This is a genomic window from Gordonia sp. UBA7860, assembly GCF_002500165.1.
GTDB classification, from domain to species: Bacteria; Actinomycetota; Actinomycetes; order Mycobacteriales; family Mycobacteriaceae; genus Gordonia; species Gordonia sputi.
In genome coordinates this window covers 1-7727 of the sequence record NZ_DLSO01000147.1, presented here as the reverse complement: position 1 = coordinate 7727, position 7727 = coordinate 1, and the positions used below count along the sequence as shown (strand labels likewise).

Genomic DNA, 7727 nt, shown 5'->3' with positions numbered 1-7727 from the left:
TCACCTCTCTGTCTCTTCAACGAGCGCGTAAACGTGCCACACGAGACCCGAAGGTGTGACGACCGTGTCGATGTAGTCGCCGATACGGCCGATGGGGATCTGATTTCCGGTGCCGACGATCGTGATGGTGACGACGCTCTCGCTATTGGTGAGCGTGGGGTACACCTCGTACCAGAGGTCGAGGCCAGTGTCGTGGAGCGCGGGAACGCGGGGATTCGCGGCGGCGAGAACCCGCCGCACATACCCGGCCACCGTGAACGTCTGCTGGTCGATTATCCCGACGATCTTGCGGTGGATCGTGAGCGCAGGTTCAGGGCGCGTCATCGTTGACCATTCAGCGTCTTGGCCATGCACTGTGGGCACACTTCACCGTCATCGCCGGAGTACCAGCCAACCGGCTGGCCCGTGATGACTTGCAGCGGGTTGTAGTCGTAGGCGTCGGAGACGGTGCGTTGACGTCGGCACAGTGAGCACGTCGGAACACCGCCGCGGGCCGCTTCTTCCTCTTGTCGCTGTGCCCACTCGCGGAGGTCGTCGGGTGTGGCCCAGTTGACTTCGCGGTCGTCGCACGCCGCTTCCATCACGTCGGCGGCCTCGCGGAGCTGGGCAGGTGTCGGCTGGTCGGGCATCACTCGTCGCCCTTGCTGTGGGAGAACGCGGGGCGCAGCACCTTGTCGCCGTCGGATTTGGTGTCGACGTCCAACTCCGCTTGCGCCGTGTCGGCGTCGTCCGAGCTGGGGGTTTCCGAGGTGTCGGCGTTGCCCGCCGTGACGTAGTCGCGGAGGAAGTCGGTGATGACGTCGTCGATCACCTCGCCGCGTTCGAACGCCGAGTCTCGCGCCTCCTGCCACAGGTCCTGGTCGGAGACGAAGTCGAACAGACCGGCCGGTTTCCCCTCGTCGACGATCGGCACCTTCCCACGCTCGTAGGCCGAGTCGACCTCGATCACATGGGTGACTTTCTCCTCGCCGTCTTTCATCGTGTCGTTGTGCACCCCGACGCACGTGCCCTTCACGATCAGGGTGATGGCCTCATCTTTGGCGGGTGGTTCTTCGAGCTTGATCCCGTTGGTGCGGAACCGTAGATACGCTTCGTCGATCGGGTCCTGTTCGCCGTCAGCGGGTTTCAGATCCGACGGTGGGGTGGTGGCGAGAGCCATGGGGGCGTGTCCTTTCAAAGAATCGTGTCGGAGGAGTGGGGTGTGCCGTCGGCGTTGAGCACCAGGAGCTCGACCGCGCCACCGGGGTCGGTGAAGAAGTGGATGAGACGCCGCGCCGCGCCGACCGCGTACTCGCGCCGCCGATACGACTGCCCCGACGTCGCGATCACCACCTGCCCGTTGGGGGACAGGAGTTTCCACCGCCACCCGCCGGCCTTCGTCGCGTAGATCACGAGGTCGCGTGCGGGGCGTGCCTTCACCACCACCCCGGCGTTCGAGTCCTTTGCCTCCGTCGTCGCGATACCACCCACCGATCAGCCCTCCTGCGCCGTCTGGGCGTGCTGCGTGATGACGTCCTCGGCGAACGCGACCAACACGCTGTCGTCCTCACCCGAATCGACGAGCTGCTCGAGCTGTGCGATGACGTGGGCTGTTTCGTCGGCGGACGGCTGAGCACCCAACTCGCGGTCGGGGAAGAACGAGGCGAACACGATGCGACGCCCCTCACGGTTTTCCTTCGCGAGTCCGGCGCGCTCGTAGAGCGCGTTCAATGCGCGGTTCTGAGCCGCGGTCGGCTTCTTCACCTCGGGTTCCGGAGTTCCGGCCTGCGTGTCATCGGCCTGCTGTGTTTCCGGTTTCGCGGCCAAATCGGAGGAGGCCTTCGGTGCCGCTGCGATACCCATGCGGGCACGCAACTCCTCGACTCCGGGCGCCTGGACTTCGTTGCGGACCTTCCGCGGCGTCGACGCTTCTTCCTCGGCTGGTTCGTCGTCGACCGAGATACCGAGCAGCACTTCGGGTGCGAGTTTGCGGCACACCTCGGCGGCGGCCTTGGCGTAGAGCATGGCCTGCGGATCGGTGAGGTACTTCTCGTTCCCGATCAGGTTGCCCTTGGAGTTGGTCTTGAACTTGCCCGTCTTCTCGTCGATCGTCGGGACGTAACCCGCCTTGGTGGCGCGTTCGATCGTCCAGGTCGATGCCTCCGCCGTTCCGTCGGGCGCCTGACCCATCACCGTCACCGACTCATCCGTCGATGACTCGGTCCAGATGCGGTAGCCGCGACGCTTCAACAACGCCACCATCGTGCGGGCATAGATCGCGGGTGTGCCGTGGACAACGAAAATCTGCTGCAGCGACTGGATCGGGGTGAGTCCAAGCTCCGCGCCATACAGGATGGCGGCGGTCCCATCCTCGGGCTTCCCGCGATAGATGGACGGCACAAGCTGTGTGCCGCACATCTTCTCAGCCAGGTCGTAGGCCGCGCCCATGGCTTTCGCGTGGTCCATGAGCATCGACACCGATGACGCGTGCATCGGCTGAGCAGGCGGCAGAAGCGACAACGAGTCGTCGTTCGTGGTTTCTGCGAGATCGGTGGTGGTCATGCGAGGGTCCTCTCGGTTCGTCTGATGGTTGATTCCGCGGCCGTGTAGGCCCACGGGGGAAGATCGGATCGATAGATGACGGCGGGCAGGCCGGGCCATTCGTCGCTTTCGGTGCACTGGGCGTACAGGTCGACGGCAAGCCGGTTGAGGAAACGACCGAGCGCGACAGCCTCGGTCGGCAACTCGACAACGGACACGAGGTGTGGCGCGGTCTTCTCCACGAGGACGAATAGGAACTGCGGGTCGTGACCGAGACCTGCCACGCGGACGGCGTCGCGATACCACGGGTCCTGCTGGTGGTATCCGTAGGCGGGCACCGACTTCCGCACGAACTCGGCCGGGTCCGCTGACACCGTGGTCTTGAGGTCCACGATCATCGGTCGGTCACCGCCCGGCATCCAGTCGGGACGCGCCCGCAACCGGACACCGGTGTGTTCGTCGTGGTGGTATATCGACAGTTCGGGTTGGCCGTCGGCGAACAGGATCTCGCCGAGCGGGTGCGCGAGGACCGCGTCGCGCATCGCCATGACGCGTGCGTAGTCCGCCGACTTCAACGGTGTGCGGCCAGCTTCCCGTGCGGCGTCGCGCGCTTCCTTCGCGGCTTTCGTTGTCCACGCGTCGAATCCCGTGTCGACGAACACCCCACCTTCGCCCAGGATTGCCGTGTGGACCGCGTGTCCGAGGTCGAACGTGTCGGACGGGGCGGGAGGATGCGCGCGGCGGTGCGCGAACACCGCGGGCCCGCCAGGTTCGAGAAGCAGCCGGGCACCCGACGACGACAGCGACCCTCGGTCGGAGTGGTACAGCTCGTCGGTGATGTCGGTGTAGATGCCGTCCTCGGCGGGGATCTCGGTGCGGTGCCCGAGCGCGCGCTGCTGCGCCCCATCCCAGCCGGCAGTCCACGCGGCGACGAGTTCGGCTGACGCGTAAGGGCACTGCGCGTCCCCCTCGGCCCATGCTTTCGCGCCCGCATCCCGCGCCTTGTCGGCGAGCTGAGTGAACTCCGTGATGCTCACAGCGGTGTCACCTCGCGGATCACGTCCGTCAGGTGGTGGAACTCGCGGCCGCAGAACCCGCAGCGCGGCGCCCCGATGCTCTGCATGCGGGACAACTGGATCGCGATCTGATTGCGGATCAGGTTGAGGTGGCGATGACACATGAGGAACTGGTGATCACCACACCGTCGCGCCGATTTGTTCCGCACTCCGTGGACTCGGACACGCCAGACGGCGGGTGACGGGCACTGGCATTCCGGATGGCCGCACCCCGTGCCCTGGCACGCTACCTCGGCGTCAAGGTCGGGCAGCGACGCGAGGTCGACGTCAGGAGTCGTGTCGACGGCGGTCACAGGGCACGCTCCCGCGCCTCAACCTGACCGAGTGAGTACTGGTCGAGGTAGTGGGTGGAGAACCCGCGGGCCGGGCGGCCGTCGAGCGCGTCGACGAATCCGTCGAGCCGGAGATCGCGTTCGCGCACCTGGTGGACGAACTCGGTCAGATCATGCAGCGGGACAGCAAGTTCCGCCACATCCGCGATGCCACCAGCATTCGGGTGGAACCGAACCGTCACGACACGACGGTCCTCGAGGTCCTCGTCAATCGCGAGGATCGCGGGACGGTCCGCCGCGATGCAGAACCATCGGATCGGTTCACTGCGGGTGAGTTCGTGCCCGAAGTCGAGACTCGCCGATGTCGACCGCTCGAGGGCTGGTTGGGTGGATTGAGTCATCGGGAACTCCGAATCCGGTTGATGCGACGCGAACGTCGCGCCACACGGTTGCGACGTCGCCGATCGGCCACCACGTCGTCGGGCACCGTCCCCATGTACACGTGCTTCGACTGCAGGCCGTTGAGCACAGCCCTTTCGAACTCGGTCGGCGGCCGGTAGTCATTGATGTCGGTCATCGTCGTTCCTTCCAGTCGATGCGGATGACGTTGCTGATGGGGATCGACACCAGCCCGTCGTCGGTGTCGACGTGCACCCACCGGGGGTCGTCAGTCGACACATCCCCTTCCACGAGAGCGGGCGCTGACTCGTGCGTGCGGGCGATGAGTTCCTCGTAGCGCACCGTTCCGGGCGCGCTGGTTGGGGTAAATGGCATGGGAGGCAGGTCCTTTCAGGGTTTGCGTGTGCGGGCGCGGTAGCGGAACTGGTCAGCCGAGGGGCAGGTCGCGAAGTGGGCGCGCCATGTCGGGACGCCGGCGGCGCGCATCCCGTCGGCCTGGGCTGGGCGCACCACCTCGGCGTGCGGCGTCTGGCCGTGCGGGACGGGTGCGATCGCGAGATTCCCGTCACGCTGAGGCTTTTCGTCGATCGGGATGTTGCGGCCATCGCGGGTGGTGGCGAAGAAGATGCGTTCGCGACATCCACGGCACCGTGTGAGTTTCTTCGGGTCCGGAACGAACACCGTCGCGTCGATGCTGTTCACGACGCCCTCAACTCCTGCACAACCCGCATGTAGGCGTCGATGTCGCCGACACCGGCTTTCAGCCGGTCGCGGGCACGTTCGATCACCAGGTCGTTCGCCGCCCGATAGAGGCCCGAACGAGGAACACCCGACGCCCAAATGCTCAGGCACATCACGATCTGCGCCATCCGATCGGGTTGCGTTCCGAACCGGTGGACGATGTGCCGCAGCATCTCGGTCGGCTCGTCGACGTCGACCACCTCGTCCATCAGGTCGATCGACGCCTCCACCACTTGCTCGATGTCGGTGAACATCACGACACCTCCTGGCCCACGAGGTACACCATCGCGACGGCCTGGTCGCCGTCCGCGGCTTCGAGGTGCAGAGTGGGGCGGTGCTCGCGGCACGCCTTGTCGTATCCGGCGAATGTCGTGACGGTCCACCGGTATCCGGCGGGTACGGGATAGGACTCGACCTCGCTGAGGAAGCGGGCGCGAATGTCGTCGATTGCCGCCATCACCACGCCTCCCGAGCGAGACGATCCAGAATCCGGTCGACCGCTTCCGGCAGATACGACGACCGATCCGACATCGTGGCGCCGGTCCGCTGGTTCGCCACATGCACCCGGTACGACGTCGCGGTGAGCACGGACTCGCGGACGATGCCGTAGTCGAGGCCACCTAACGAGGTGCAGCGTTCACCGAGTTGCCGGATGGCCCGTCCGAGTGCTTCGTCGTTGTCCCGCACCATCCCGGCCGTCACGGTCGACGCCGCGGCTTTCACGTTGTCGGCGATGCGGGCGCGCGCATACCGGTCGGCGGCCGTCACGACGCCACCTCGCTGACGATCTCGGAATCATGCAGCAGGTGCCCGCGCCCGATGCCGAGGTCATGGCAGTACACCACCTCGTCGTCGGGTGCGATGCCGGCGAAACCCGCGCGGAACGCGTACTGCATCGCCGCGGGATTACCGTTTGCGGTCAGCCACGATCCGCCGGAGATGCGGTCCCACCAGTCCTCGACGCGTAGCTGAGTTGTGGTGTCACCGTCGATGCGTCTGATGGTCGCGTGAACCACTTTGCCTGCCAACGGATGTGGCTGCGTGTGCACCGCGTCGACGTTGTTCGTCGTGTCGGTCATCGGGCACCGCCGTCACGCTGCTCGAGGACGTCGGTCGGCGTCACGAGGTCGCCGCGGTCGACTTCGATCGGATAGTCCGGGTCCCATCGGCGCATCGACCCGACGACGAGGTCGACAAGGAGGATGACCGCGAGGATCAGGAGGGCAGCAAGCAGCGTGCACCACCCCCCGTTGGTGACTACGAACTCGGTGACTGTCATGTGGCTGGTCCCTTCGAAAGTGTTGCGGTGGTTGAGGTTCCCGCCCCGTAACCCCTGCGGGGCGGGAAAGCATTAGGTGCCGGTCGGCTTCTCACGCTCGGAGTGCTCGCGGTCGGCGCGACGAAGAATGTGAGCAACGCGAGCACGCGTCTCGGCAGACGGCTCCGGCGCATCAGCAAGCGACGCCTGCAACGCCTCCTCCACCTCCGGAGGAGCCAAACCCGGCTGCAACGGCCACTTCTCCGGATCATGGGCAGGGGCGGTCATGACGGCTCCGATCCGAACTCTGACTTCATCCACTGCAACCCGGCGTGCGTGATGCGCAGCCGATCCTCTTGCGGCAGATCAGTCCCGGCTCCGCTGGCGACGTACTCATAGAGGTGTGCGAGGTGCCTGAGGTCGTCGATGTCGAGGGCCACGATGATGACTTGGCCGTCAACGCCACCAACCGTGACGTACGCACCTTCATGCGGGACCGGGTCGTAGCAATACACGGTCCCGTCGATCACGTTGTCTTGGTCGGCCTGCTTAGAGATCACGAGTTCCTCCCGCGGATCGTGTCGGGTCCGGCCACCACGGGGGGAGGGGTGACCGGACCCGACGGCGCGACCGCCGGGGCGTGAGAGGAGCCCAAGCCGCGCCGACCCGCACCAGATGCCGGGGAGGCACCAGCGCGGAAGTCCGAAGAAGGTCATGACGCCGCCTCCGACATCAGATCCGCGAACTCCTGCAGGTGGCCGTACTTCGCCTTCAGCGAGTTGATTTCGCGTTCGAGGTTGCGCAGCAGAATCTTTCGAGTCAGCTCGTTCTCGACGAGTTCCTCGGTCGGTGCGTACCCCTTGCGTGTCGGATCAGCGGAATCGTTCAACGACGAGAAAGCGCGAACACTCCTGGCGCCACTTTCGGGCGTCTCCTTGTAAGTGATGCGCACCGACCGGATCAACTCGGCCGCCTGCACCCGCCGGTACGCTTCGCCCGCAACCTCGTTGTCCCACTCGAACCGCGAATGCAGCGGATGCTCACCGTTGCGTGCGACATCGACAACGGATTGCGGAGTCAACTCGCCCTGCTCTTGGTAGATGCTGGTCAGTTGAGTTCGAAGATCACTCATAGGTCAGTTCCCTTGCGTGAGAGGAAGAATCGGAACCACGCCATGCCTGCCGAGCCGACCCGGCCATGCGGTGCCACGACGAGCCGTGCCCTGCCGAACCTGCCTTGCCACGCCGAGCCCAGCCTCGCCCGACCCCGCCGGACCTGGCCCCGCCCCGCCTGCCTCGCCTGGCCAAGCCACGCCATGACGCGCCTCGCCATGCCTAGCCGCGCCTGCCTCGCCATGCCTAGCCCTGACGTGCCGCGCCATGCCAAGCCGGGCCGCGCCTGCCTTGCCTCGCCTCGCCTCGCCCCGCCTGGCCGTGCCGTGCCCCGCCATGCCTGCCTTGC

Annotated in this window: 19 protein-coding genes; all 19 read right to left on the bottom strand. The window is 66.0% G+C overall.

What is annotated here, in order from left to right:
• The 19 genes from B3T59_RS18320 to B3T59_RS18230 all read right to left on the bottom strand — a co-directional run bounded on the left by B3T59_RS18320 (nucleotide 1) and on the right by B3T59_RS18230 (nucleotide 7398).
• Nucleotides 1–324 carry a DUF7352 domain-containing protein gene (locus B3T59_RS18320; protein WP_287004624.1) on the bottom strand — a complete coding sequence of 108 codons (324 nt, stop codon included), beginning with the start codon at nucleotides 322–324 and terminating at the stop codon, nucleotides 1–3.
• Nucleotides 321–629, bottom strand: coding sequence for a hypothetical protein (locus tag B3T59_RS18315; RefSeq protein WP_287004623.1), 309 nt, complete (start codon nucleotides 627–629; stop codon nucleotides 321–323). The genes B3T59_RS18320 and B3T59_RS18315 overlap by 4 nt, the downstream gene beginning before the upstream one ends.
• Nucleotides 629–1159, bottom strand: coding sequence for a hypothetical protein (locus B3T59_RS18310; protein WP_287004622.1), 531 nt, complete (start codon nucleotides 1157–1159; stop codon nucleotides 629–631). The genes B3T59_RS18315 and B3T59_RS18310 overlap by 1 nt, the downstream gene beginning before the upstream one ends.
• Before the next feature lie 14 nt (nucleotides 1160–1173).
• On the bottom strand, nucleotides 1174–1470 hold the full coding sequence (locus B3T59_RS18305; RefSeq protein WP_287004621.1) for a DUF1508 domain-containing protein: 297 nt from the start codon (nucleotides 1468–1470) through the stop codon (nucleotides 1174–1176).
• Between the two features lie 3 nt (nucleotides 1471–1473).
• Nucleotides 1474–2541 (bottom strand): hypothetical protein, encoded by a 1068-nt coding sequence (locus B3T59_RS18300; protein ID WP_287004620.1) that lies wholly within the window; start codon nucleotides 2539–2541, stop codon nucleotides 1474–1476.
• On the bottom strand, nucleotides 2538–3557 hold the full coding sequence (locus B3T59_RS18295; RefSeq protein WP_287004619.1) for a PD-(D/E)XK nuclease-like domain-containing protein: 1020 nt from the start codon (nucleotides 3555–3557) through the stop codon (nucleotides 2538–2540). Before B3T59_RS18295 ends, B3T59_RS18300 begins: the two co-directional genes overlap by 4 nt.
• Entirely contained in the window at nucleotides 3554–3889 is a 336-nt protein-coding gene (locus B3T59_RS18290) for a hypothetical protein (protein WP_287004617.1), read from the bottom strand. Before B3T59_RS18290 ends, B3T59_RS18295 begins: the two co-directional genes overlap by 4 nt.
• Nucleotides 3886–4269 carry a hypothetical protein gene (locus B3T59_RS18285; RefSeq protein WP_287004616.1) on the bottom strand — a complete coding sequence of 128 codons (384 nt, stop codon included), beginning with the start codon at nucleotides 4267–4269 and terminating at the stop codon, nucleotides 3886–3888. The genes B3T59_RS18290 and B3T59_RS18285 overlap by 4 nt, the downstream gene beginning before the upstream one ends.
• Entirely contained in the window at nucleotides 4266–4445 is a 180-nt protein-coding gene (locus tag B3T59_RS18280) for a hypothetical protein (protein ID WP_287004615.1), read from the bottom strand. The genes B3T59_RS18285 and B3T59_RS18280 overlap by 4 nt, the downstream gene beginning before the upstream one ends.
• Entirely contained in the window at nucleotides 4442–4642 is a 201-nt protein-coding gene (locus tag B3T59_RS18275) for a hypothetical protein (protein ID WP_287004614.1), read from the bottom strand. The genes B3T59_RS18280 and B3T59_RS18275 overlap by 4 nt, the downstream gene beginning before the upstream one ends.
• 15 nt (nucleotides 4643–4657) lie before the next feature.
• The gene (locus B3T59_RS18270) at nucleotides 4658–4969 is read right to left on the bottom strand and encodes a hypothetical protein (protein ID WP_287004613.1); all 312 of its coding nucleotides are present in this window, start codon (nucleotides 4967–4969) and stop codon (nucleotides 4658–4660) included.
• A complete protein-coding gene (locus B3T59_RS18265; RefSeq protein ID WP_287004612.1) occupies nucleotides 4966–5262 on the bottom strand; it encodes a hypothetical protein in 297 nt (98 codons plus the stop codon). The genes B3T59_RS18270 and B3T59_RS18265 overlap by 4 nt, the downstream gene beginning before the upstream one ends.
• Nucleotides 5262–5465 carry a hypothetical protein gene (locus tag B3T59_RS18260; protein ID WP_287004611.1) on the bottom strand — a complete coding sequence of 68 codons (204 nt, stop codon included), beginning with the start codon at nucleotides 5463–5465 and terminating at the stop codon, nucleotides 5262–5264. The genes B3T59_RS18265 and B3T59_RS18260 overlap by 1 nt, the downstream gene beginning before the upstream one ends.
• On the bottom strand, nucleotides 5465–5776 hold the full coding sequence (locus tag B3T59_RS18255; protein WP_287004610.1) for a hypothetical protein: 312 nt from the start codon (nucleotides 5774–5776) through the stop codon (nucleotides 5465–5467). The genes B3T59_RS18260 and B3T59_RS18255 overlap by 1 nt, the downstream gene beginning before the upstream one ends.
• Entirely contained in the window at nucleotides 5773–6087 is a 315-nt protein-coding gene (locus B3T59_RS18250; protein WP_287004609.1) for a hypothetical protein, read from the bottom strand. Before B3T59_RS18250 ends, B3T59_RS18255 begins: the two co-directional genes overlap by 4 nt.
• Nucleotides 6084–6287 (bottom strand): hypothetical protein, encoded by a 204-nt coding sequence (locus tag B3T59_RS18245; protein WP_287004608.1) that lies wholly within the window; start codon nucleotides 6285–6287, stop codon nucleotides 6084–6086. The genes B3T59_RS18250 and B3T59_RS18245 overlap by 4 nt, the downstream gene beginning before the upstream one ends.
• A gap of 72 nt (nucleotides 6288–6359) precedes the next feature.
• Nucleotides 6360–6554, bottom strand: coding sequence for a hypothetical protein (locus B3T59_RS18240; protein ID WP_287004607.1), 195 nt, complete (start codon nucleotides 6552–6554; stop codon nucleotides 6360–6362).
• On the bottom strand, nucleotides 6551–6826 hold the full coding sequence (locus B3T59_RS18235) for a hypothetical protein (RefSeq protein WP_287004606.1): 276 nt from the start codon (nucleotides 6824–6826) through the stop codon (nucleotides 6551–6553). The genes B3T59_RS18240 and B3T59_RS18235 overlap by 4 nt, the downstream gene beginning before the upstream one ends.
• Before the next feature lie 152 nt (nucleotides 6827–6978).
• Nucleotides 6979–7398, bottom strand: a complete 420-nt coding sequence (locus tag B3T59_RS18230) for a hypothetical protein (protein WP_287004605.1) — start codon at nucleotides 7396–7398, stop codon at nucleotides 6979–6981.
• Between the last annotated feature and the right edge of the window lie 329 nt (nucleotides 7399–7727).

Bases quoted from the DNA above. Each gene is read 5' to 3' on its own strand.
- B3T59_RS18320 (WP_287004624.1), bottom strand. From the start codon at position 324: ATGACGCGCCCTGAACCTGCGCTCACGATCCACCGCAAGATCGTCGGG.
- B3T59_RS18315 (WP_287004623.1), bottom strand. From the start codon at position 629: ATGCCCGACCAGCCGACACCTGCCCAGCTCCGCGAGGCCGCCGACGTG.
- B3T59_RS18310 (WP_287004622.1), bottom strand. From the start codon at position 1,159: ATGGCTCTCGCCACCACCCCACCGTCGGATCTGAAACCCGCTGACGGC.
- B3T59_RS18300 (WP_287004620.1), bottom strand. From the start codon at position 2,541: ATGACCACCACCGATCTCGCAGAAACCACGAACGACGACTCGTTGTCG.
- B3T59_RS18285 (WP_287004616.1), bottom strand. From the start codon at position 4,269: ATGACTCAATCCACCCAACCAGCCCTCGAGCGGTCGACATCGGCGAGT.
- B3T59_RS18280 (WP_287004615.1), bottom strand. From the start codon at position 4,445: ATGACCGACATCAATGACTACCGGCCGCCGACCGAGTTCGAAAGGGCT.
- B3T59_RS18275 (WP_287004614.1), bottom strand. From the start codon at position 4,642: ATGCCATTTACCCCAACCAGCGCGCCCGGAACGGTGCGCTACGAGGAA.
- B3T59_RS18265 (WP_287004612.1), bottom strand. From the start codon at position 5,262: ATGTTCACCGACATCGAGCAAGTGGTGGAGGCGTCGATCGACCTGATG.
- B3T59_RS18260 (WP_287004611.1), bottom strand. From the start codon at position 5,465: ATGGCGGCAATCGACGACATTCGCGCCCGCTTCCTCAGCGAGGTCGAG.
- B3T59_RS18250 (WP_287004609.1), bottom strand. From the start codon at position 6,087: ATGACCGACACGACGAACAACGTCGACGCGGTGCACACGCAGCCACAT.
- B3T59_RS18245 (WP_287004608.1), bottom strand. From the start codon at position 6,287: ATGACAGTCACCGAGTTCGTAGTCACCAACGGGGGGTGGTGCACGCTG.
- B3T59_RS18240 (WP_287004607.1), bottom strand. From the start codon at position 6,554: ATGACCGCCCCTGCCCATGATCCGGAGAAGTGGCCGTTGCAGCCGGGT.
- B3T59_RS18230 (WP_287004605.1), bottom strand. From the start codon at position 7,398: ATGAGTGATCTTCGAACTCAACTGACCAGCATCTACCAAGAGCAGGGC.